Here is a 23,361-nt window from a genome sequence, read left to right on the forward strand (position 1 = left end):
AATACGCCTGGTATGCCAAGGGGAATTTGCGTGCGTTCACATACCGAATTGGCTCAGAAAAGCACGCGCGTCATGATCTTCGCGCCGCTCGCTGCGCTGGCGGGCATCGTGGGCACGACCGCACTCCTCGCAGTGGTGGGACCGGACATGGGCATCGCCTCGATCCGTTCGGTACTGAGCGGCGGGCTGATCGCCTTCCTGGCGAGCGTGGGCGGGTTCGCCGTGCTCGGGATCAGGCATCTCGGCAAGCTTGAACGCCTCTCCAACAGCGATGCCCTGACGCTCCTTCCTAACCGACGCGCACTGCACCGGGACGTTGCCGCCAGCATGTCTGCCGAGCACGAGCTCGCTCTCGCAATCGTCGATCTCGACGGCTTCAAGATCATCAACGATCACTACGGCCATATCGTCGGCGATGCGACCATCGGCGCCATCGGCCAGATCATCCGCGACATCTGCGGCGCGGATGCCGACATCTACCGCCTTGGCGGCGACGAATTCGCGATCATGATGCACGGAGAACTCGCCGGCACGCTGCTCGAAGGGCATTGCCGCAGGATCATCGAGCGGCTTGCCAAATCGATCAAGGTCGAGGAACGCCGCCTGACGCTGGGCGCCAGCATCGGCCTCGCTCGAAATGCGCCGGGGCAAACGGTAACCTCTTCGGAAATGCTGCGCCGGGCCGATGTGGCAATGTACGCCTCCAAGCGGGGCGGCAAGATGCGTTGCACCTGGTTCAACGAGGCATTCGACCGCAGCCGCGAACAGATCAAGCAGCTCGACGACGACCTGCGCCGCGCCCTCACACTGGGCGAGTTCCGGATGCATTACCAGCCGCTGGTGGACAGCCGGACGCGCAAGATCGTCGCCGTAGAAAGCCTGATGCGGTGGGAACGTGCCGACGGAAAGGCGGTCGGCCCGAATACCTTTATCCCGGTTGCCGAGGAATCGGGCCTGATCAACCCTATCGGCCTGTGGGTCCTGCGCCGCGCCTGCTGCGACGCGCTCGAGTGGGAGGGGGTGACACTTTCGGTCAATATCTCTGCCGCCCAGTTGCGCAATCCAGAGTTCCCGATCCAGCTCGGACACATACTCGAAGAGACCGGTTTCGACCCAGAACGCCTCGAGCTGGAAATCACCGAGACCTGCCTCGTGCTCGACCCCGTCGTTGCCGAACGCAGTCTCAACCTCATTCGCGGTTTCGGCGTCAGCATTGCCCTCGACGATTTCGGGACCGGCTATGCCTCGATCGGATTCCTGCGCCAGTTCCGCTTCGAGAAGCTGAAGATCGACCGCAGCCTGGTCATGCAGGCAAGCGAGGACGAATCGAGCCGCGCGATGATGCTCTCCAGCATTACCATGGCGCAGGCGATGGACATGGCGGTCACGGCCGAGGGCGTCGAGACTGAGGAACAGGCAGACATGGTTCGCGCCGCCGGATGCGACCAGATCCAGGGCTGGCTCTATTTCAAGGCCATGCCTGCCGAAGAAATCAAACAGCACCTCGGAAAGGCGATCGCTATCGCCGACACCGGGGCAAATGACGACCAGGGGGTCAAGATAGCATGAATGCGATGACGGGCGGATTCGATTCGATCGATTCCGACACCAGCAAGTATTACTCGGACGAGATCGCCGAAGACCGAGCGATCCTCGCCGACATCGGCGCAGGCGGCGAAGGTATCCGCGGCAGGTTTGCCGATCTCTCGATCGGCAGCAAGCTGAGCCTTGTGGCCTATGCCAATATCGGTGCGGTCGTGCTTATGCTGCTGTCCATCGCGGTCGGCGGATGGATCGCGATCGAACTGCGTCATGAACGCATGCAGATCAGCGAAATGCTGATCCTGTCGACCGAGCTGCAGAACGACACGGAGGAAACCCTTCTCCATATGCAGCGCTATGCCTATTCGGGTGACACCGCATCCCTCGTCCAGGCCGGCGAAAGTCTCGACGAGGCACGTCGCGACCTCAACTCGATCGAGGACGGCGCACTCGACATCGCTCCCGATCAACTCGCTACTATCGACGACTTGCGTAACGGCCTCGATCGGATGCAGAACGATCTGACCGCCCAGCGCGCGGCGATCGACGTCGCGAGCCGTGCCGAAATCGCTGAACGCGCCCTGGAACACGGTATCGCCTTCAGCGCCTTGGCCAAGCAGCTCAAGACCACCCTCTTCGTCAGCGGTGAGAGTAGCGACGCAGCCGGTGAAACCACGATCACCTGGCTCCTGGTTGCATTCGTGATCGTTGCTGCTTTGGGCATCGGCCTGATCCTGACATCCACCCGTATCATCGCGCGGGATATTTCGGGCACCGTAAGCCAGCTCACCGATGCATCCGAGCGTCTCGCTACGGGTGACAAGTCAATCGAAATTCCTGGCCTCGAACGCCGTGACGAGTTGGGCGGCCTTGCCCGTTCGCTCCATGTCTTCCTTCGAGCTGCCTTCCGCTTCGAGAGAATGGCAGCCGAAAAGGAGACCCTGCGCGCCGAACGCGGTCAGGATCTGCAGCGTTTCGCGAAGCAGTTCGAGAGCACTGTGGGTGAGGTCGTTCACGGCGTCGCAGCGGCATCGAGCCAGCTCAACGCAACGGCATCGACGATGGCCGCAGCAGCCGAGCAGGCGACCCAGCAAAGCCAGTTGGTAACGCACTCGATGGAAACGGCATCGGGCGGTGTGACCGCTGCCGCGGCTGCATCCGACGAATTTGCCATATCCATCGGCGAAATCAGCCGCCAGGCCTCGCACTCGGCGGAGCTCGCCCGCAAGGCCTCCGACGATGCCGAGGGTGCGGACGCAACGATTTCGGCGCTCGCCACTTCGGCCGACCAGGTCGGCCAGATCGTGGAACTCATCCAGTCGATCGCCAAGCGCACCAATCTTCTCGCGCTCAACGCCTCGATCGAAGCCGCTCGCGGCGGCGAAGCTGGACGCGGCTTTGCCGTTGTAGCCAGCGAGGTGAAGGAATTGGCCGCACAGACCAGCCGCGCCACCGAAGAGGTGGCCGAGCAGATCCAGGCGATGCAGGCTTCGACCGGTGCGAGCGTCAGCGCATTGCGGTCCATCGGCGACCAGATCAAGCAGCTCGAAACCACCGCGATCTCGATTGCCAGCGCGGTCGATCAGCAATCGGTCGCAGGACAGGATCTGGCCCGCAGCATCGATCTTGCCGCACGTTCCACCGATGAGGTTTCCAGCAGCATCTCGCAGGTGCGCGAGGCCAGCGTGGCGACCGGCGCTGCCGCGAGCCAGGTGCTCGGTTCGGCCACATCGCTGGAATCGCAGGCGGGCGTTCTACGCCAGCAGGTCGACCAGTTCCTGCAACAGGTGCGGGCGGCCTGATCGAACAAATCGCAGCGTCGGGACGGCGCCGAAGAATGGGGGGTAGCAACGTGAATGCTCAAGGTAGTATCATGACCGAGGAATTGACCCGCGAAATCGCGGATGTCGAAATGGCGACATTCGCGGATTCGACGACCCATTCCGGGCTCCACGGCTGGTTCATGGAGAAGTCCCTCTCGGCCAAGTCGATCATCGCCTCCTTCTTCACGCTCGGCGGCGTCGTTTCGGTCGGGGCTGCAGCACTGATCGGCCTGTCCTACCCCGAGTATTCGAGCACGGCGAAGGGCTGGATCATCGGTTTCATGGCGCTGTCTCTCTTCGGAGGGCTGTATAGTCTTCGGTTCATTCTCACGCACATAATCGAGCCCTTCCAGCACGTTGCGACCGAGATGGGCCGTCTTGCAGAGGGTGCGCGTGACATCCAGGTCCGCAACACCAATCGCCCCGACGAAATCGGTGACCTGTCGCGGGCGCTCGAGGTCTTTGCCAAGTCCGGCCACAAGCTCGACGAACTGTTCAGCGGCCGCAAGCAGGCAGCCGAGCAGCGCAAGCAAGAGCTGATGCGCTTGGCCGACAGCTTCGAGAAGAGCGTCGGCGATGTGGTCGGCGGTGTTGCTGCCGCATCGAGCCAGCTCAACGCGACTGCCGCATCCATGGCGCAGGCGGCCGAAGGTGCTGCAGGACAGGCAAACCAGGTCAGCGGTGCAATGGAAACCGCATCGGGGGGCGTTACTGCGGCAGCGGCTGCGTCGGACGAATTCGCCATGTCGATCGGTGAGATAAGCCGCCAGGCATCCCATTCTGCAGAACTGGCACGCAAGGCTTCCGACGACGCCGGGCAGGCCGACGAGACCATCTCCGCCCTCGCCTCTTCCGCCGAACAGGTCGGACAGATCGTGGAACTTATCCAGTCGATTGCCCAGCGAACGAACTTGCTCGCCCTCAACGCTTCGATCGAAGCTGCACGCGGCGGTGAAGCGGGCCGCGGTTTTGCCGTGGTCGCCAGCGAGGTCAAGGAACTGGCGGCGCAGACCAGCCGGGCGACCGAAGAGGTCTCCGATCAGATCCGCACGATGCAGGAATCGACCGGTGCAAGCGTCTCCGCGCTGCGCTCCATCGGCGATCAGATCAAGCAGCTGGAGACGACGGCTATCTCGATCGCCAGCGCGGTCGACCAGCAGTCGGTCGCCGGACAAGACCTTGCACGCAGTATCGATCGCGCCGCACAGGGCACGGATGAGGTCTCTGGTCACCTGGACAGCATGCGCGATACCAGCGTCGCAACCGGCGCGGCCGCGAGCCAGGTCCTGGCATCATCCAGCGATCTGGAAGCTCAGGCATCGACTTTGCGTGCCAAAGTAGACGAATTCCTCAAGCACATTCGCGCAGCATAGGCCGTGAAACCGGCGCTCAGGAGATGGGCTTAAGGGGCGGCCCGGCACTGTGCCGGAGCCGCCCTTTCCTTCACTCCCACCAATAGGGGAGGCGTCGCTCGTCGCCGGTCTCGACCTCGTTCATGGTGCTCGCATCGTAGAGGCGGCCGCCAATCATCACTTGCGCGATGTCGTCCGAATTGTGGATGTCCTCCGCAGGATCTGCCGTGAGGATCACGAGGTCCGCCAGCTTGCCGACCTCGAGGCTCCCGATGTCGCGCTCCATACCCAGCGACTTGGCCGGCTCTATCGTGCCAGCGCGCAGCGCTTCGACCGGAGACATGCCCCCGCGCGCAAAGCTCCACAGTTCCCAATGGGCCGCAATGCCCGGCTGCTGGCCATGCGCACCGATGCTGACCTTCACCCCCCGCTGCGCGAGCTTGCGCGCCTCCCTTGCCGAGTTGTCATCGACAAACGCCCAGTCGGGCGCCTTGGTCCGCCGGGCTGTCGATGCGAGAAGGATCTTGGGCGGAGTATGAACCAGCAGCGGATTGTCGAATACATCCGTCGCCTGGCGCCAATAGGGATCGGCCGCGAGACCTCCGTAGGTTACCGTCAGCGTCGGCGTATAGTTCGTGTCCGAACCGGCGAACATCTGCAGCACGTCCTCGTACATCACATCGACAGGGATGTTGTGTTCGAGAGTCGAATTGCCGTCGGCGATGAGGTTCATATCCATGCCGAAGAGCGAACCGCCTTCCGCGACCACAAGCATGTTCTCGGCCCGGGCCGCTGCAACGACCTGTTGTCGCTGTTCACGGCGAGGCTGGTTGTAGTTCTTGACGCTGATCCCGCCCTGCGCCTTGATCCGGCGAACATGGGCCAGCGCATCCTCGTAGCTGTCGATCCGAGCGTAGACGCTGGGTGCCTTGGCCCCGTAGATGATCTCGCCCGTCGAAAATATCCGCGGGGCGAGAAGGCTGCCTGCCTGTTGGCGCTCGGCGGCTGCGAAGATCATACTTGCCGAAGATGACGGGTCGTGGATCGTGGTGACGCCCATGGCGAGATCCTGCACCAACGACCAGTTCTGCTGCGGGATGAGATCGCCCGTCCCCTGCGGTCCATGCGCGTGCGCATCGACAAGGCCGGGAATGATCGTGCGACCATTGGCCTCGACAACCGTGGCACCAGCAGGGATCTGGATCGAGGCAGCAGCCCCGATAGCTGCGATCCGGTCGCCTTCGATGACGATCGTGCCATTCTCGATCGTGCCCGAGCCGTCTCCCGCCATGCTGTGAATGCGCGCGCCCGTAATTGCCACGGTGCCTTCAGCCTTGTCGGCCCGGACGGTGCGGGCAAGCGACGTGCCCGTATCGGGCGGCGTGAAAGAAGGTGCCTCACTGCCGGGAGATGTCGGCGTAAGCGCGGAGGTGCTGGCTCGGTAGAGCACCGGACCCATAGACCAGTGGAGGGTCGAGCCGTTCTCCGCCCAGCCGATATAGTCCGCGCCGCCGGTGCTGACCTTGGTCACCGGTAGAGAACTCGCCTTCTCCCCCACCGTCACGGTCTGGCCGCCCGGAAGCAGGGGCATGGCAAAGACTTCGTAGTTCTGCCGGAATGCGACGTAGTCCCCGCGCGGAGAAACCCGGAAATCATTCGCCAGATCGCCTTGCGCATGGACCCGGCGCGCCTCGCCATCGAGGTCTGCCGAGATCAGCTGGAGGTTCCCGCCTTCCTGCGCGAGCATGAAGATGCGGTCGTCATCGGCACCGAATTGCGGCGTTGCCGTATCGCGCGCGACAAGCCTCGGCGAACCACCACTCGCCGCGATCGCGTAAACACCCTGATTCTCGGAGAACTCCGGTGAGGTAAGATAACCGCCTCCGCGTTTCTCGAAGACGATCGTGTCGCCATCGGGCGAGAATTGCGGGACCGCATAGTGGCCCCGTTGACGCGTAACGGCTCTCTCGTTCCTGCCGCGCGCGTCGACCGTGACGATCTGCCCGAGCCCGTCGTCGGTCCAGCGTACGAAGGCGATGCGGCTGCCGTCGCGCGACCATGTCGGCCAAAGTTCCAGGCTGTCGCCGCCACCCGAGAGGAGGCGCTGCGGGGCGGAGCTGCGGCCGACCGGCTTGGTGTAAAGCTTGCCCATACTCTCGAACACCACCCGGCGCCCGTCGGGAGAGACGCTGGCGAAGCGCGGGATCTTGGTCGTGATGCTTTCCGGTGCGACTTCGATCACCGGATGCGGAGCTTCGGCGACCATGCGGCTGTCGGTGATGCGGAAGGGGATTTCCTGCGCACCGGACCCGTCGGCGGATACACGGCGCAGCTTACCGCCGGCCCAAACGACCATGCTCTCGCCGTCCGGCATCCAATCCATCATCGGATAGACGCCATAGACCGCCCAGGTTTCCTGCAGATCGAGGTCGAGCGCGCCGTAGATCATGCGCTCTTCGCCAGTCGATATGTTCTTCACCCAGAGCTGCGACTGGTCCTTGTCGCGCCGCACGAAAGCGATGCTCTTGCCATCGGGCGAAGGCGTCGGCCGGACCGCGCCGCCAAAGCCGCCTACTGCCGTCGTTACCTCGCCCGTATCGATGTCGTAACGCTCGATATTGAACGTGCCCTGGGTCGAATCCTGCGCATAGATGAAGGTCGCACCGGGAGTGACGTTGCGGGTGTAGTAGATCGCGTTCCCGTCTGGCGCGTAGATCGGCTCGCCCAGCTCCTTCTGAACTGCCTCGCTGGCGCGCTTGACGAGTTGCACCCCGCCGCCACCGGACACGTGATAGAGCCAGATCTCGCCCGTGCCTGCACTGCGCTGCGTGGTGAAATGCTTCTTGGCGACGATATAGCGCCCGTCGGGCGACCAGCTGGGCTGGTTCAAGAGGCGAAAGTCCTCCTTCGTGACCTGCTGCTTGTCCGACCCGTCGGCATTCATGAGCCAGATATTGTCACCGCCCCCGCGGTCCGAGATGAAGGCGATCTTGGACCCGTCGGGCGAGAAGCGAGGCTGGATTTCCCAGGCAAGCCCTTCGGCGATCCGGGTGGGCGTCCCGCCCGAGATCGGCATGGTGTAGACGTCGCCCAGAATTGAGAAGGCCAGCGTTCGTCCATCGGGGGAAACGTCGACATCCATCCAGGTGCCTTCGTCCGTATCGATCGCCACTTCGCGTAAAGTGGCACCGCGCGGGGCGGTAACGTCCCAGCCCTCTTCCTTCTTTTCAGCATCCGGCATCGGCACGGTGGCAGCGGCAGCATCGACCGCTTCGCCGCTACCCTCGGGAGGAAGCGCGTCCTGCGAGGCATCGACTTCCTGTTCCTCGACCGGGTTCGGGCTCGGCTCCGGCTCCTGGCTCTGTGCGTGAACGGTTCCCGCACACAGGACGAGCGCGAGGGCGGAAGCAATGCTGGTTTTCATCGAAGATCTCTCCCCTTGAGATAAGGCGGGGAGGCTTAGACCTTGCGCGCGCCGCTTGGCAAACGCGCTTTCGACGAACCGCGCTATTTCGCGCTCGAACGCTCCACGAGGCGAACGGGTACGCGTCGTTCGGCACGCTCCCCCTCGCCCGCCAGCGCAGTTTCGACGAGGAGGCGACCCGCTTCGGCGAAGTCTGGCTCGACCGTGGTCAGAGGCGGGCTGCTGAATTCGCCCGAACCAAGGCCGTCGAAGCCCACAACGCCGACTTTGCCCGGCACATCCACCCCGCGCGAGGACAATTCTTCCAGTGCCCCCAGCGCCATCGCGTCGCAGGCGAAAAATAGTCCGTCGAACTTCTCACCGCTGTCGCACAGCTGGCCGACCGAACTGCGCCCCTGCGACACCCTGTCTTCGCCTTTGGCGATCGCGGGATCGCGTACGGCAAGGCCTGCCTTCTCCATCGCGACACGATACCCTTCGTAGCGTTCGCGGAACTGTTTCTGGGAGGAATTGGGATCACCGACGAAGACGATGTCCTTCGCTCCGCCCGCAACAAGTCGCTCAACCGCTAGCCGCCCGCCCTCGGCATTATCGGAACGCACCCACACCGCATCGTCGAAGGGCGAACCCCAAAACGCGATGGCATCGCTGCCGGCTGCAACTTCGCGGAAATAGTCCCACGCGGGCCGGTTGGTTGCGGTTCCGATCACGACGACGCCATCGGCCTGGCGGCGTCCGACGTAGTGGCCGAAGAGCTCGTCTTCCTTCGCCTGGAAGGATACCAGCGCTTCGTAGCCGCGCTCCGCTGCAGCAGCGCAGGTGCTGCCGAGAAGGCTGTAGTAAAAGGGGTTGATCGCTGCCGGTCCCTGCCCATCGCGCCCGATCACGACGATGGCGATGGTGCCGGTTTCGCCCTTGCGCAATCCTGCGGCACGCATGTTGACGTGGTAGCCTAGCTCAGCAGCAGCCTGCTCCACCCGGCGGCGTGTAGCCTCGGTTATCGTTTCAGAGCCCGAAAGCGCCCGGCTTACGGTCGATTGGCTGACTCCAGCACGTTCGGCGACATCGATGGAAGTAACCCGATGGGGCCTCCCATTACCCTCTTTCGTCATGGCTTCTCCTCAAACCCGTCCATGCCCTAGCCGACAGAAATTGGGAAAGCGAGAGTGCAGCAAGCTTGCAGCATCGCGCAAGAAGTGGGAATGCTGCGGCCAAGGGTCACGGGGGATGTGGCATATGCCGAGCCGGGCACAGGAAATGTGCGCAGGAATGGAATGAGCGAATTTTCCGTCACTACTGGCGAGCGCGAGCTGGCGACGCCCGTTCCGGTGCGCTTCGTGCACAATGATCGATTTGGCGCCGCGGAGGCGATCGCCAGCAACGATTTTTCGAAGCTGCTGGCCGAACGCCCCGATATTCTCGGCTCATTCGCCAAGAACGGCGACCTGTGCTGGACGGTCCAGACCTGGTGTCGCTTGCGCGACCTCGGCGTGAGCGGGATCGAGATAGCGACCGAACCCGCAGAGGGCCGGATCAACCTGGCCAAGGCCAAGACGCTGTCGCGGCGCGGACCGGACGCAGGACTGTTCCAGGTCTCGATCCAGGCCGACTACCCGCGCGTGCTGTGGGCGCAGTTCCATGTCCAGCAGAATGCCGACCAGCTGTGCGAAGACTCGGCCCTTCAGTATCTCTGGCCGCAAGCAGGTATCGTGCCGCGCGACGAATCCCGCGATGGCGTGAAGCGCGTGGGCTTTCTCGGCAAGCTCGACGGCAACCTTGCCGCCAGCGCGGATGACTGGTCGCGATTGCTGGCCGCGCGAGGGCTCGAATTCGTTGCCCGCGATCCAGACCGCTGGCACGACTTCTCGGACATCGACATCGCCATCGGCCTGCGCAGCTTCGGCACGTCGCGCCATTCGCGAAAGCCCGCCAACAAGCTGGTCAACGCCTGGATCGCGGGTGTCCCGTTTGTCGGAGGGAACGATTCCGCCTTCAACCAGGTGGGCATGGCCGGCTTCGATCATCTTGTAGCCCATTCGAGCGAGGAAGCGTTGAGCCAGATCGACCGGCTGCGTAGCGACCCCGCGCTCTACGATGCTATGGTGGAAGCGGGCCGCCAGAAGGCCCGCTTGTTCTCGATCGAGCGTCTGGCAGCGCAATGGGTCGCCATGATCGAAGGGCCAATTGCCGCGCGCTACCGCGAATGGGAGGCGCACAAGCCGCGCGAGAAGCGCCGCGTAATGATGCTCGGCGGTGCGCAGGGAGCCATCGACATTGCCAAGAGCGCCGGGCGGATGGTCCTGGGCAGAGCCACCGAGGCGTGAACGATTCAAGGCGATTGCTGCGCGGTATCTCGGCCAATCTCGTCGCGGTCGGGACGCGGATTGCAGTGCAATTCGCCACGCTCCCGATCTTCTTTGCCAGCTGGACGGTCGAGGCGGTCGGCAGCTGGCTGATCCTGTTTGCCGTCCCCGCCTATCTCGCGCTCGTCGGCAATGGTTTTGCCGGAGCAGGAGGAACGGCGGCACTGGGCGCTGCGAGCGATGGTGACATGCCCCGGGCGAGGCGGGATTTCCGGGCAGCCTGGACGATCTCGACCGTTTCGACAGCCCTGCTTGCCGTGGCCTTCGCCGGTGCTTCGGTCTTCATCCTGCCTGCGCTCGCGGGACAGGGCGACGCTCTCGACCTATCCGACATGGGACAGGCCGCGGCTTGGCTGGCGCTCTATATCTTCGCCACCAGCCAGATGGCGCTGTTCGACATCCCCTATCGTGTTGCCGGTCGCTATCCCGACCATATTTTCCTCTATAACGCAGCCAGCCTTTGCGAAATCGCTGTCATCGCGCTGGCAGTCAGCCTGAGCGACAGCTTTGCGGATCTCGCCATGGCGCTGGCGCTGTTCCGTTGCCTGTCCGCCCTCGTCATCTATCGCGGTTCGCGCCGCGCAGCGCCGCAGATGTTCGAAGCAGGCCACGGACCGATCCGCCCCAGCCTGGCGCAATTGTGGCGTCCATCGCTCGCCTTCATGCTGATGCCGATCGTCTTCGGCCTCAACCTGCAGGGATACCTGCTACTGGTCGGTGCGGCGTTCGGCGCCGCAATCCTTGCCGCCTTTGCCGCCACGCGGACGCTCACCCGGCTGCTCGACCTTGTGACCAATGTCACCTTCGGTCTGCAGTTCTACGAAAGCGGATACATCAAGGGCGACCGCCGCGCTATCCAGCGTCGAATGCTGGCCACCACCACCCTCGTCTCGCTGGTCATTGCCGCCTTCTTCACGCTCGGTCTGCTCGCTGTCGGCCCATGGCTGCAAGACCTCTATACGCTCGGGAAGACGCAGTTCGATGTGGGGGTCGCGCTGATCCTGATGGCAGCTGCGACCCTTCGCAATCTGTCGGCGGCGCCTGTCGCAGTCTTGGCAGCGGACAATGCACACGCACGCATGGTCGCAGGGTATCTCGCCATGTCCGCGCTGGCCCTGTTGCTGGCGATCGCGCTGGGAATATCGGGCGCGCCTCTCCCGCTTGTCCTTGCACCGCTGATCCTTGCCGAAGCTTCGCAATTCATCCCCTCGATGCGGCGCGCGCTGGCGGTGCTTGACTGGTCGAGCGGAGACTTCATCGCTGCGCTCGCGTCGCGCGAACGTTTTGCGGATATCAGCCTTTTGGCGCGCAAGCTGGCGAGGCGATCATGACCGGCTTGCCGAAGCGTGAGATGACGGAATAGGAAGCGGGACCGTGTACGATTTCCTCCTTCTTGCTTCGCTGATCGCATTCCTCGGCGCGGTGCTGCTCTACCTGCGGCACGATGCTGCCTCGCTGTCACACCCGGCAAGTTTCTACTTGGCCTTCCACGGCTTCATCTTCGTCCTGCGACCGTTGGTGGCCCGCTGGTACGAGTTCGACTTCGTCTACCGGCTCTACGGTTTCCAGCCTTCGGTCGAGGACAAGATCACGGTCATCCTCGGTGCCAACCTCGCCATGATCAGCTTCGTACTGGCAAGCCTGGCGATCGGCTCGCGGCCGTTTCGAACGGTAGAACCGAGCATGTTCGACGAAGTCCGTCGACGCCTGATGTGGCCAATACTCCTAACCGCAGCCTTCCTCACCCCGCTCGCGGTCGGTTCGCAGATCGGCAATTGGTCGCGCCGGGCCAATCACTTCGAATCCATGGTCCGCGACGCCGCAACGGGCGCCGCGGTCAACATCCAGGGCAATGGCTGGTTTACCGACGCCGCGCTGATGATGGCGCCCATCGCCGTCATGATGGTGTGGCTGGCCCGCTACCGCTGGTGGGGCTGGGCCTATTTCGGCGGCTTTGCCCTGCTCCAGGCCGGCACAGGAACCCGTAATGCGCTAGTCTTCGCCATCGCCGCGATCGGGATCGCCTGGCTGCTCGAACGAGGGCGCAAGTGGTTCGACTGGCGTGCGGTAGTGCTCATTCTGGCGACCGCTATCGCATTCAACCAGATCGTTATCGACCGCGGCGGCGCGGTGCGCGAGCTGTTCGACGACGACCTCGGCCCGCGCTACGTCAACGAGGACGAGCTCGACCCGCTCGAGCACATGGATTTCGCCAATCTCGAGTACTTCGAGTACATCGTCTACGCCGTCCCGCAGCGCACCGGCACCTATGACTATTTCGCGCACACTCTTCAGGTTTTCACCGAACCCGTCCCCCGTGCGATCTGGAAAGACAAACCGGTTGGCTCGCCCGTGCAGCATTTCTCCCTTTGGGATTACGGCCAGCCGATCGGGATGACCGCTTCACTGCCCGGGATCGGCTGGATGAGCCTCGGATACCCGGGCATCGTCATCCAGGCCCTCATCTTCGCGCTGATCTTCGGCGGCGCTTACAGGTTGCTGTTGCAGAACAGGGGTGGCCCCTTCGCGCAACTCACCTATGCGCTCGTCATCGCAACCAGCGCGGTCGGCTTTCGTGATGGGACCTTGCTGACGCTGCTTCGCGGAGTACCCTTCTATTTCGGACCGCTCTTGCTGGCAGCAGGATTGGGGCTTGTAATGGCGATGCGCGCACCAGGCCGCCCTGCAATCAATACAGGCCACGCCGACACGCCCACCCCGGCAATGCGGCGCAAGGCGATGGCTGAAAAGGCCATCACCGGGCGCCGATAGGTTTCACCGCGCAACTTAAGCTTTCCCTCCGCGGACTCATGCGATAGTCTGATTCACATGGGTGAGAGACCAACGAGCAACCGCGCCACCGATTTCGACGTGCTGATCGTGGGTGCCGGGATTTCCGGCATCGGCATGGCAGCGCATATGAAAGAAAAGGCGCCCGACCATACATTCGCGATCGTCGAGCGGCGCGAGAACCTCGGAGGGACCTGGGACCTGTTTCGCTATCCGGGCATCCGCTCGGACAGCGACATGCACACGCTGGGCTTCGATTTCGAACCCTGGAAGCATGAGAAATCGATCGCCGATGGTCCGGCAATCCTCGAATATCTCGACCGGATTGTCGCTGAACGCGACATCCGCCGCCACATCCGCTTCGGCCACAAGGTCATCGCCGCCGACTGGCGCGAAAGCGACGCGCGCTGGCACGTCACGCTCGAAACCGACGATGGCGAGCGCAAGATGCTTACCGCCAACTGGCTCTATCTCGGTTCGGGCTATTACGACTACGACGAACCCTACGATCCCGGCTTCGATTTCGGCGAATTCGATGGCCAAGTGATTCATCCGCAGTTCTGGCCAAAAGACCTCGACTATGCGGGCAAGAACGTCGTGGTGATCGGCTCGGGTGCGACGGCAGTGACCATCGTCCCCTCCATGTCGGACAAGGCGGCCAAGGTCACCATGCTCCAGCGCACACCAACCTGGATGTTCTCGCGTCCGGCGAAAGACGGGCTCGCGAACTTCTTGCGCAAGATCCTGCCGGAGAAGCTCGCCTACCGGATCACCCGGTTCAAGAATATCAGACTGCAGGATATCAGCTTCAAGAAAGCGCGGACCAAGCCGGAGAAGGTCGGCGAGTTCCTGCACAAGAAGATCACCAAGATCATGGGCAAGGATTTCGACCTCGCGCCCTTCACCCCGCCTTACAACCCGTGGGACCAGCGCCTGTGCCTGGTGCCGGACGACGATCTGTTCGAAGCCCTCAAGAGCGGCAAGGCGGATGTCGTCACGGGCCGGATCAAGGCCTTCGAAAAGGGCGGCGTGAGGCTCGAAGACGACAGCTTCCTGCCAGCCGATATCGTGGTCACGGCAACCGGCCTGAAACTCGCCGTCGCCGGCAAGATAAAGCTTTCGATAGAAGGCCAGCCGGTCGATCTGGCGCAGAGCTTCTATTACAAGGGCTGCATGTATTCGAACGTGCCAAACCTTGCGGTAGTATTCGGATATCTCAACGCCAGCTGGACGCTGCGCGCGGATATCAATTCAGATTACGTCTGCCGCGTCCTGAATGAAATGCGTGCGACCGGCACCGATATCGCTGTCCCTGTGCTGCCAGACGATCACCAGCTCGAAGAGGACGATATTTTCGATTTCTCCTCTGGCTATATCCAGCGCGGCAAGCACATCATGTCGAAGAACGCAGTCGAATATCCCTGGCGGCTAAACCAGGAATATGTCCTTGATCGCAAGCGCATGCGGACGGACCCTGTCGAAGACGGGATTCTCGCCCTGCGGCGCAAGGGTGCCAATGCCCGCGGGGCGGCCGAGGAATTGGAAGCTGCGGAGTAGCTTTCCGCAGCCAGCCGCTCTACCACCACCCGCATGAGTGACCGCATCTATACTGCAGGGCTCGTCGTGATCGGCGACGAGATCCTTTCGGGCCGCACGCACGACAAGAACATCGCGCAAGTCGCCAGCTGGTTGCAGGTGCAAGGCATCCGTCTTGCCGAAGTGCGGGTCGTACCCGACGTGATCGATCGCATCGTGGAAGCGGTGAATGCACTGCGCGAAAGCTACGATTACCTCTTCACCACAGGCGGCATCGGTCCGACGCATGACGACATATCCGTCGATGCAGTATCGAAGGCCCTTGGCGTGCCCGTAATCATCCATCCAGAGGCCCGCGCCATTCTCGAGCGCTACTACACCGACAAGGGCGGCGTGAATGAGGGCCGCTTGCGTATGGCCCGCACGCCGGAAGGGGCCGAGCTCATTCCCAATCGCATGTCGGGTGCTCCGGGGATCAGGATCGGCAATGTCCACATGATGGCCGGCGTCCCGCACATCACCGCAGGCATGCTCGATGCCCTGACCGGCACGCTGGAAGGCGGCGCGCCGCTAATCTCGGAGACGGTCGGGGGCTTCATCCCCGAAAGCGAAGTCTCCATCCTGCTGCGCGATGTCGAGAAGGCGCATGAGAACTGCCAGATCGGCAGCTATCCCTTCTTCCGCGAAGGCCGCGTGGGGTCGAACTTTGTCATCCGCTCGACCGATCGCGGCGATCTCGACACCTGCATGAAGGCGCTGTGCGACGGGCTCGCCGAGGCCGGGTTCGAATTTACCCACGGCGGAATCTGACCGGGACTTGCACGCTGCGACTTCCGAGCTAGCTTCGCGGTTCGATGCTCTGGCTCCTCGTCTTCGGCCTGATCGTGGCCTGCGTACTGCTGTTCCAGCGATTGCAACGGGCCGAGGAACGTATCGGCCATCTCGAAGAGCGGCAATCCGAGCAAACATGGCGCATCCTGGCGCTGGCTGCGGCCGAGCGCGAGCAAGGAGAGGCGGAAAGCCCATCCGCACCGCCCGAACCTGATCCCCAGCCCGAACCCGAAGGCGAGCCGGCCGCACCCGCCCCTGCCGTCACCTTGCGCAGCTGGGCGGAGCCGGTAGCCACGGCGGAAGTCGAGGAGCGACGACAAGAGGAGGAGCATGATCCAGCTCCTGTCGAAGCTCTCGATGACGAGAGCACCTCTCCTTGTTTCAGCTTCGACTTCGAGGAGATATTCGGACGCCGACTCCCGATCTGGGCGGGCGGTATCACGCTGGCCGTCGCAGGTGTCTTCCTGGTGCGCTACTCGATCGAGGCTGGCCTCCTGACACCGCTTGTGCGCGTGGCGATGTCCTTCTTCTTCGGCCTCGCCTTGCTGGCCGGAGCAGAGGCGGCCTATCGGTTCGAAGACCGCGTGCGCGATGAACGCGTGCGGCAGGCGCTGGCAGGTGCCGGTCTCGCGACGCTTTATGCAGCCTTTTATCTCGCGGGCACGCAGTATGAACTCATCGGCCAGACGGTCGCTTTCCTCGGGCTCGCCTCGGTAACCGCGCTCGCGATCTTCCTGTCCTATCGCTTCGGTCTGCCAAGCGCGGTGCTGGGGCTGGTCGGAGGGTTCGCTGCCCCGGCCCTGGTCGGCGGCGAGGACGCCAATCTACCGATGCTCGCGCTCTATCTTGCGCTGGTGACGGGCGGGCTGACGCAAACGGCTAACCGCCAGAAGCGCTCCTGGCTCGGGCTTGGCGCGCTGGCCGGCGGGCTGGGCTGGGGCGCCCTGCTCCTGCTCGGCGGCGACTACGACATGAGCGAGATTGTGGCGCTGGGGCTCTACTTCGTCCTGCTCGGCGCGCTTGTTCCCGCTTTCCTTGATATCGATCGCTTGCAGCAGCCAGTACGGCTCGCCGCTGCGGGTGCTGCGGGCCTGCAGCTGGCGGTTCTGGTGGACAAGGGTGGCTACCAGCCCCTGGCCTGGGGTCTCTACCTGCTGCTCGGCGCAGCCCTGGCGTGGTTCGGCTGGCGTCGGCCCGAAATGCGCGCCGGGAGCGCCATGGCCGCAGCCATCGGCATCGCGCTGCTGGCGTTGTGGCCCTCGCCCGAGCCATTACTCTTTGCCCTGGTCGCCGCGGCAGTTGCCGGACTGTTCACACTCGTGCCACTTGCCCTGATCAGGTGGAAGGACGGCGGCGCGCTTCAGACCATTTCGATCGCGGCCGCATCGCTTGCCATCGGCATCGTCGTCATGACCACGTTTGGCGCGTTCGATGTCGACGGGCTGCACATGTGGGAGGCGGTGGGACTTCTGGCTCTTGCCCTTCCACCCTCGCTTGCTGCGCGCGAATTGTTCACGCGTCCTGCGACAGGCGAACTGGCTGCCAATCTCACCAGCGCCGGGCTGATCCTCATCCTTGCTTCCGCCTGCCTGCTGCCCGACACCTTCGTGCCAATTGCAGCCAGCGCGATCGCCATCGGCCTGACATGGCTCCTGCGCGAGAAGCTCGTAATCGGTCGCTCGCTGAAGGCGGTGGTGTGGCTCTTTGCCGTCATCCCCGCGATCACGCTGACGATCGCCGACACCGCCTTCACCGAATTCAACACGATTTCCAGCGGCGTCGAGGCGCTCTCGATCCTTTCCGCCCTACGCTGGCTTGCAGCGGTGTTGCCCTTTGCAGCGATCGCCTTGCTCGGGAAGGAGGGTAACGACCGCAGCATGGGCGAACTGCTGGCCGGCTTCCTCCTCTTCGGAGCCATGGCCCAGCTCTTGCCGCCGATAGCGCTGGTCTGGGTGGCGGCGGCGCTGGCCGTTGCAATCTTCCTTCGGCTATCCGAGCGTGGGCTAGCTGCCCTCGCCCTAACCGGTTGCATCTCCCTGTGGGCGATAATGCCCGCAGGCCAGTGGCTGGAAGAGGCGCTGCTTTCGCTGGCAGGCGAACCCATGCTGGCAAGCTATCTACCACCGCTGCGCGACATGTTCGGCTTTGTCCTGCCCCTCGCCATCGCGCTCGGCGCGGCGCGCGTCCACATTCGCAACCTCTCGGATCGGCCAGTACCGCTGTTCTGGCTCGCCATTCCGCTAGCCGGGATCGTGGCGCACAGTGTCTTCAAGCAGCTCTTTTCGCTCGAGGGACAGCCCGACTTCGCCGTCCTGGGACTGGCAGAGCGCACCGTGTGGCAAGGTCTTCTACTCGCGGCGGGCTGGTGCATCTGGACGAAACTGCGCAGTGCGCCGCTCGCATCGGTCCCGGCGCTCGCCGCGCTCGTCCATTTCGGATGGTACACACTGCTGTTGCACAATCCCTTGTGGGCGCACCAGGCTGTCGGCCAGGTTCCGATCGCGAACCTTGTGCTGGCAGCTTACGGCGTCGCGATTGCCGCACTGCTGTCGCTCCGCAAGTGGTGGCCCGCCTGGCGGCGTGCGTTCGATATCGCGATCATGCTGCTTTCGCTCATCGGTGCGATAAGCCTGTTGAGACAGATGTTCGCAGGCACATTCCTCGATACGCTCCCGATGAGCCAGAGCGAGGACCTGCTGCGGTCGCTGGTCGGCATCCTGCTTGCCATTGCCTTCCTTCTGATCGGCAGCGCGCGCGAGGAACGGATCTGGCGGATGGGATCGCTAGTGCTGATGATCGGTACTGTCTTGAAGGTCTTTATCTTCGATACCGCAGGGCTCGAGGGGCTCTTGCGGGTCGCCAGCTTTGTGGCGCTTGGCGGCAGCCTGATGGGGATCGGCTGGTTCTATTCGCGCCAGCTCAAGGCCGGGCCGAAAACGAGAGACGTGTGACAATGAGAAAGGGCCGGAGGTTTCCCCCCGGCCCTTTTCAAATCGCTTTCGAGTAGGAAAGAGCTCTTACGCGCCTTCCACCTCGCCAAGGTCGACCTTGAGGCCCGGGCCCATCGACGAGGTCAGCGTGACCTTGCGGACATACTTGCCCTTGGCACCCGACGGCTTCGCTTTGACGATCGCGTCGGTCAGAGCCTTGAAGTTGGTCTTCAGGTCTTCGTCCTTGAACGACAGCTTGCCGATGCCGCTGTGGATGATGCCCTGCTTCTCGACGCGGAATTCGACCTGGCCGCCCTTGGCGTCCTTCACGGCCTGTTCCACGTTCGGCGTGACGGTGCCGAGCTTCGGGTTCGGCATCAGGCCCTTGGGGCCGAGCACCTTACCGAGACGGCCGACGACACCCATCATGTCGGGGGTCGCGATAACGCGGTCGTAGTCGAGGTTGCCGTTCTGCATGTCTTCCATGAGATCTTCGGCACCGACCTTGTCTGCACCGGCGGCAAGTGCCTTCTCGGCATTGTCACCCTTGGCGAACACGGCGACCTTGACGTCCTTGCCGGTACCGCTCGGGAGCGAGACCATGCCGCGGACCATCTGGTCGGCGTGGCGCGGATCGACGCCGAGGTTCATGGCGACTTCGACGGTCTCGTCGAACTTTGCCTTGTGCTCGCGCAGCGTGGCGATGGCTTCGTCCACGGTGTAGAGCTTCTCACGGTCGAGCTTGGCTGCAACCTGCTGCTTCTTGGTCTGCTTGGCCATGTCCTTAGCCCTCCACCACTTCGAGGCCCATCGAACGCGCGCTGCCTTCGATGATCTTCATGGCCTGGTCGATATCGTTCGCGTTGAGGTCGACCATCTTCGCTTCGGCGATTTCCTTGATCGCGCTCTGCTTGATGGTTCCGGCCGAAACCTTGCCCGGCTCCTTCGAGCCCGACTTCAGCTTGGCTGCCTTCTTGAGGTAGAACGAAGCCGGCGGCGTCTTGGTGACGAAGCTGAACGAACGGTCGGCATAGACCGTGATCACGGTCGGGATCGGAGCGTTCTTTTCAAGGTCCTGCGTGGCGGCGTTGAACGCCTTGCAGAATTCCATGATGTTGACGCCGCGCTGACCCAGTGCGGGGCCGATCGGGGGTGAGGGATTTGCAGTGCCCGCGGGCACCTGCAGCTTGATATAGCCGTCAATCTTCTTGGCCATTACTGGCCTCCTTTCACACTGTCGGCTGCATCCTTCGATCCAGCCTCATGTTGAGCGGTCGAGCGGCCTGCAATGAAGCAGTCCTCCCGCGTGGAATCCCGAACTGTCGCTTGGGAAGGCGCGCACATAGCGATTCTGCGCGGTTTTGCAAGCGCTGAAGGTGCCTGTTGGACGCAGGTTGGACTGGCCGGAGACCAACCCGACAGCATGGAACACATGGAACACGGTCCTGGGATTGAAAGCACACCATCGGCATCGGTTGCCGCAGGAGGAAAACCCGCATCGCTCCATCCGGTAAGGCATAGGAAATCGCCCCGCTGTAGGAAATCACACTGGTCGATACAGACGGTTGCAAGTTTGAGAATTTTTGCCGATGAATGAGGGCATTAACGGGAGGACAGCTTGAGAATCTACGCGCTAGCGATTGCAATGGCGGCCACACCCCTGGCCGCGCAGGATGTCGCACCGATGCCTGAGCCGGCAGAAGATTACGCAGCGATGTCAGACGCTGATCTCGTCGATGCCTGGCAGAATCTTGATAGAGACGCGTCGACTTGCGCAACGAGGCTGCCCCTATTGCGAGCACTTGAAGTCCTGAGGCCGGGTGTCATCGAACTCCGTCATGATGTCATGCGAATGGAAATCTGGTGCCACTACGAACGTGACGACTATGCGAATGCGCTGATTGCCTTGAAAGCTCTGGAGGAGGTGGATGGCAGCTTCTCGCAACCGGCCGCACTGGCGATTGCCGCAAATTCGGGTCAAGGGGATGCATTGCTTGCCCGAATGCGGATCATGGCCCTCGACGGCGATGCAGAATCCTATTCGTCGTTGACCAGCGACCTATGGTTCTTTGCCCAACGCAAGGCTCGTGACCTCGATCTCACCGCGGAAATCGACGCCTTGGACGCCGAGATATTCTTGCGAGGCCACCACGATCAGTTCGACCCTGCAATCCGGTATTCCATAGTCGATGGAGCATTCAATCATGGAGTAGCTTCAAACGATAGCAGGCTCGCCGAGACCGCGATCAGCCAGCATAGGCAACCGGGATATTTCGATACCTATCTCGCCGATCGGAAGTACGAAGCCTATTGGCCCATCATAGAGCGGCGCGTGGGCCCTGCGATGGAAACCATCATACGCGAATACCTCGCAACCGCCCGGCGCGCGTTTGCCGCCGATCCGGAGAATCCGGAGAATCTCAACGACCTTGGACACGCTCTCTATTACGCAGGAGAATTCCATGAGCTGCTCGCATTTGCCGATGCGCAGTTAGGCCGGGACGATCTGGAACAGACCATGGTTGAAGACGAGGGCTGGCTTCTCAACCTGAAGGCATACACGCTCGATGCCTTGGGTAGGGGCGATGAAGCTGACGAGGTATTCGATTCCCTTGCCCGCGTAGGTCGCGAGAATGGTGGCTGGGGCGTGAATTTCGTGATCAATCGCGCCTCCCGCCTTGTCGGACAACAGCGCTGGGAAGAGGGCTTAGTTGCCGCAAACGAGGCAAAGCTCGTGTCCGACGTGTACGGCTCGACCTTCGCAAAGCTCCTCGTGGCGCGCGATCAGCTTTGTTCACTTACAGCCTTGGGCCGCGCGGAGGAGGCAGCCGAGCAACTTGCATTCGTGCGCGAGAACGGTCCGGAGTTCCCGACCATCGCGACGATGGCGCTCCTGTGCCAGGACCGAGAAGAAGAAGCGGTCGCCTTGTTGCTGGAAGGCTTCAAGAACGAAAAGGAGCGATCGGGCATTATTACGGAGATGCAGGCGGAGGAAGTCGATCTATTCTACACGCCCACGAAGCTTCGCCGGGCTAATGATCTGCTCGCAGAGCATGCCGATTTGAAGTCCGCTTTCGAAGAATATGGCCGCACTATTCCCGAAGAGTTCTACTCCATGGCGTCGCGAGCCCGTTATTCAAACTAAAGGTCGCCAATAAACTCGATCCGGTTTACCAAGCATTCATGGGGTGCTCCTAAGTTGGGCGCACCAAAGGGGGACGCATTTCATGTTTCGTATCGCTATCCAGGTAAAAGAACTGATCTCGAGCAATGTTTCGAGTGCACTCGACGGTGCATCAGACCCGGCAAAAATGCTGGTCCGGCTGCAACGCGAGATCGAGGAAGCGCTGGTCGGGCTTCATGGCGAACAGTCAAAGGCGCGGCGCCAGAAGGATCGACTGGAGAACGAGCTTACCCAGGCCGAGCTGCGCGAGGCCGACTGGAGCGACAAGGCCGCGATCGCCATGGACAACAACCGCGAAGACCTTGCCCGACAGGCATTGCTTGCGCGCGAGGACTGCCGCGGCGGGATCGAGCGGGTGAAGCAGGATATCGAGCGCCTCAGTGCCGACATCGCCGAAATGGAAGCCGCCGAGCGCGAACTCGAAGCCAAGCGCGAGGACGTGCGCCAGCGCTATCACGACCAGCGCGCCGCCGATGGCGATGGGAGCGCAAGGTCGGGCAGCAGCGGCTATGCCAAGCGCACCGAACGCCGGATGGACCACATCGAAACGCTGGAAAAGCGCACCGCCTTCGCGACCGAAGATAGCGCCGAATGCCGAGGCAACGCATCCGTGGAACGCGAGATCGAAGAGATGCGACGCGCTCGCAAGATCGAGGAAGAGCTGGCGGCGATGCGAAACGTGGACAAGTCGCCTCCGAAGAAGGCCCCGGCAAAGAAGGGCGGAAAACGCGCCAAGGCCGGGTGATCGAACCCGGTTCGGATGCTAGGGCGGCCTCCCGGGGGTCGCCCTGTTCCTTGCGGGTCGCCAAAATGTGAGGGGATAAGCATGTCGGACACGCCAGCCCGAGAACTGGGATGGGGTCGCTTCATCCTGCAACTCGCAACCGTTGCATTCGCCTATTTCGCCGGCGGCGTCCCCGCTGCGCTATTCTGGGGGTACGAGACGGCTGACGGGACCTTCGCGCTCAGTTCGACCGGTGTCGCGGTTTCCGTCGCCCTCAGCATGGCCTCTGCAGTTCTGGTCGCGTGGCTTTGGCTGCGCGGCGACGGAGCGCTGAAAAGGGCGTGGAACCTGGGTACGCCAGCATCAGGATGGACCACGACGTTCATATATGCAGTGCTCGCGACGGTCGCGATCATTGGCTGGTTCACTCTTGGAGCGATGCTTCTCCAGGCACTTGGGTTCGGTGCGCCCGACACCGCCGAGGTCTTCGGCTGGATCACCGAGAGCCGGTTCCATTTCATTCTCTGGATCGTGCTCGTCGCCGTCTTCGCGGCCGGCATTGGCGAGGAACTCATGTTGCGCGGCTTCCTCATCGACCGACTGGACCGGCTCGACGGGCTGCGCGGCAGGATGTGGCCGATCATCCTCCTGCAGGCGGCCATATTCGGATCGCTGCACATTTACCAGGGCGTCAGCGGGGCGATCATCACCGGTGTCGCCGCAATCGGTTTCGGCTGGCTGCGTTACCGCTGCGACGGCAACCTGTGGGCCTGCATCATCGCGCACATCGCCGTCGATGTGATCATGATGAGCCTCGCCTATGCCCAGACGTTGGGGATGCTGCCGGAGATCGCAAGCTGAA

General features: G+C 62.7%; 16 protein-coding genes. 12 read left to right on the plus strand and 4 right to left on the minus strand.

Annotated elements, in window-relative coordinates; all coding sequences use genetic code 11:
* Positions 1–30: 30 nt before the first annotated feature.
* From K3146_RS08275 to K3146_RS08285, 3 genes are all read left to right on the plus strand, one after another.
* Positions 31–1,569, plus strand: a complete 1,539-nt coding sequence (locus K3146_RS08275) for a putative bifunctional diguanylate cyclase/phosphodiesterase (protein WP_345724029.1) — start codon at positions 31–33, stop codon at positions 1,567–1,569.
* Positions 1,566–3,344: a methyl-accepting chemotaxis protein gene (locus K3146_RS08280; RefSeq protein WP_247711127.1), complete on the plus strand. Its 1,779-nt coding sequence runs from the start codon at positions 1,566–1,568 to the stop codon at positions 3,342–3,344. The genes K3146_RS08275 and K3146_RS08280 overlap by 4 nt, the downstream gene beginning before the upstream one ends.
* A 71-nt stretch (positions 3,345–3,415) precedes the next feature.
* Positions 3,416–4,738: a methyl-accepting chemotaxis protein gene (locus K3146_RS08285; protein WP_221545794.1), complete on the plus strand. Its 1,323-nt coding sequence runs from the start codon at positions 3,416–3,418 to the stop codon at positions 4,736–4,738.
* Positions 4,739–4,808: 70 nt separating this feature from the next.
* On the opposite strand, the gene K3146_RS08290 is transcribed toward K3146_RS08285, so the two are convergent.
* Together K3146_RS08290 and K3146_RS08295 are read right to left on the minus strand one after the other, a co-directional pair.
* On the minus strand, positions 4,809–8,141 hold the full coding sequence (locus tag K3146_RS08290; protein WP_221545795.1) for an amidohydrolase family protein: 3,333 nt from the start codon (positions 8,139–8,141) through the stop codon (positions 4,809–4,811).
* Positions 8,142–8,224: 83 nt separating this feature from the next.
* Complete coding sequence (locus tag K3146_RS08295) at positions 8,225–9,253, minus strand: LacI family DNA-binding transcriptional regulator (protein WP_221545796.1); 1,029 nt, start codon at positions 9,251–9,253, stop codon at positions 8,225–8,227.
* A 162-nt stretch (positions 9,254–9,415) separates the two neighbouring features.
* Between K3146_RS08295 and K3146_RS08300 the strand changes: the two genes are divergently transcribed.
* Genes K3146_RS08300 through K3146_RS08325 form a run of 6 tightly spaced genes read left to right on the plus strand, consistent with a single transcriptional unit; the run spans position 9,416 to position 18,612 of the window.
* Complete coding sequence (locus tag K3146_RS08300; RefSeq protein ID WP_221545797.1) at positions 9,416–10,465, plus strand: glycosyltransferase; 1,050 nt, start codon at positions 9,416–9,418, stop codon at positions 10,463–10,465.
* A complete protein-coding gene (locus K3146_RS08305; RefSeq protein WP_221545798.1) occupies positions 10,462–11,835 on the plus strand; it encodes a hypothetical protein in 1,374 nt (457 codons plus the stop codon). The genes K3146_RS08300 and K3146_RS08305 overlap by 4 nt, the downstream gene beginning before the upstream one ends.
* Before the next feature lie 43 nt (positions 11,836–11,878).
* Positions 11,879–13,276 carry an O-antigen polymerase gene (locus K3146_RS08310; RefSeq protein WP_221545799.1) on the plus strand — a complete coding sequence of 466 codons (1,398 nt, stop codon included), beginning with the start codon at positions 11,879–11,881 and terminating at the stop codon, positions 13,274–13,276.
* Between the two features lie 57 nt (positions 13,277–13,333).
* Positions 13,334–14,851 carry a flavin-containing monooxygenase gene (locus K3146_RS08315; protein WP_221545800.1) on the plus strand — a complete coding sequence of 506 codons (1,518 nt, stop codon included), beginning with the start codon at positions 13,334–13,336 and terminating at the stop codon, positions 14,849–14,851.
* 33 nt (positions 14,852–14,884) lie between these two features.
* Positions 14,885–15,640 (plus strand): competence/damage-inducible protein A, encoded by a 756-nt coding sequence (locus K3146_RS08320; RefSeq protein WP_221545801.1) that lies wholly within the window; start codon positions 14,885–14,887, stop codon positions 15,638–15,640.
* A 44-nt stretch (positions 15,641–15,684) separates the two neighbouring features.
* Positions 15,685–18,612: a DUF2339 domain-containing protein gene (locus tag K3146_RS08325; protein WP_221545802.1), complete on the plus strand. Its 2,928-nt coding sequence runs from the start codon at positions 15,685–15,687 to the stop codon at positions 18,610–18,612.
* 66 nt (positions 18,613–18,678) lie between these two features.
* Here the strand turns inward: K3146_RS08325 and rplA are convergent, their stop codons facing one another.
* Both rplA and rplK read right to left on the minus strand, forming a co-directional pair.
* On the minus strand, positions 18,679–19,371 hold the full coding sequence (rplA, locus tag K3146_RS08330) for a 50S ribosomal protein L1 (protein WP_221545803.1): 693 nt from the start codon (positions 19,369–19,371) through the stop codon (positions 18,679–18,681).
* A 4-nt stretch (positions 19,372–19,375) separates the two neighbouring features.
* A complete protein-coding gene (gene rplK, locus K3146_RS08335) occupies positions 19,376–19,807 on the minus strand; it encodes a 50S ribosomal protein L11 (protein WP_221545804.1) in 432 nt (143 codons plus the stop codon).
* 429 nt (positions 19,808–20,236) lie between these two features.
* Here rplK and K3146_RS08340 point away from each other — a divergent pair, with 429 nt between their 5' ends.
* The 3 genes from K3146_RS08340 to K3146_RS08350 all read left to right on the plus strand — a co-directional run bounded on the left by K3146_RS08340 (position 20,237) and on the right by K3146_RS08350 (position 23,360).
* Complete coding sequence (locus tag K3146_RS08340) at positions 20,237–21,736, plus strand: hypothetical protein (protein WP_221545805.1); 1,500 nt, start codon at positions 20,237–20,239, stop codon at positions 21,734–21,736.
* 82 nt (positions 21,737–21,818) lie between these two features.
* Positions 21,819–22,520, plus strand: coding sequence for a PspA/IM30 family protein (locus K3146_RS08345; protein ID WP_221545806.1), 702 nt, complete (start codon positions 21,819–21,821; stop codon positions 22,518–22,520).
* An 81-nt stretch (positions 22,521–22,601) separates the two neighbouring features.
* On the plus strand, positions 22,602–23,360 hold the full coding sequence (locus K3146_RS08350; protein WP_221545807.1) for a CPBP family intramembrane glutamic endopeptidase: 759 nt from the start codon (positions 22,602–22,604) through the stop codon (positions 23,358–23,360).
* Position 23,361 lies beyond the last annotated feature (1 nt).

Origin of the sequence: Qipengyuania vesicularis (assembly GCF_019711415.1) — a bacterium.
Classification (GTDB): domain Bacteria; phylum Pseudomonadota; class Alphaproteobacteria; order Sphingomonadales; family Sphingomonadaceae; genus Qipengyuania; species Qipengyuania vesicularis.

What these genes read in the sequence shown, in the direction of transcription:
- K3146_RS08285 (WP_221545794.1), top strand. Translation starts at nt 3,416, where the DNA reads ATGACCGAGGAATTGACCCGCGAAATCGCGGATGTCGAAATGGCGACA.
- K3146_RS08350 (WP_221545807.1), top strand. Translation starts at nt 22,602, where the DNA reads ATGTCGGACACGCCAGCCCGAGAACTGGGATGGGGTCGCTTCATCCTG.
- K3146_RS08295 (WP_221545796.1), bottom strand. Translation starts at nt 9,253, where the DNA reads ATGACGAAAGAGGGTAATGGGAGGCCCCATCGGGTTACTTCCATCGAT.
- K3146_RS08340 (WP_221545805.1), top strand. Translation starts at nt 20,237, where the DNA reads ATGGCGGCCACACCCCTGGCCGCGCAGGATGTCGCACCGATGCCTGAG.
- K3146_RS08345 (WP_221545806.1), top strand. Translation starts at nt 21,819, where the DNA reads ATGTTTCGTATCGCTATCCAGGTAAAAGAACTGATCTCGAGCAATGTT.
- K3146_RS08320 (WP_221545801.1), top strand. Translation starts at nt 14,885, where the DNA reads ATGAGTGACCGCATCTATACTGCAGGGCTCGTCGTGATCGGCGACGAG.
- rplK (WP_221545804.1), bottom strand. Translation starts at nt 19,807, where the DNA reads ATGGCCAAGAAGATTGACGGCTATATCAAGCTGCAGGTGCCCGCGGGC.
- rplA (WP_221545803.1), bottom strand. Translation starts at nt 19,371, where the DNA reads ATGGCCAAGCAGACCAAGAAGCAGCAGGTTGCAGCCAAGCTCGACCGT.
- K3146_RS08280 (WP_247711127.1), top strand. Translation starts at nt 1,566, where the DNA reads ATGAATGCGATGACGGGCGGATTCGATTCGATCGATTCCGACACCAGC.
- K3146_RS08300 (WP_221545797.1), top strand. Translation starts at nt 9,416, where the DNA reads ATGAGCGAATTTTCCGTCACTACTGGCGAGCGCGAGCTGGCGACGCCC.
- K3146_RS08315 (WP_221545800.1), top strand. Translation starts at nt 13,334, where the DNA reads ATGGGTGAGAGACCAACGAGCAACCGCGCCACCGATTTCGACGTGCTG.
- K3146_RS08325 (WP_221545802.1), top strand. Translation starts at nt 15,685, where the DNA reads ATGCTCTGGCTCCTCGTCTTCGGCCTGATCGTGGCCTGCGTACTGCTG.
- K3146_RS08290 (WP_221545795.1), bottom strand. Translation starts at nt 8,141, where the DNA reads ATGAAAACCAGCATTGCTTCCGCCCTCGCGCTCGTCCTGTGTGCGGGA.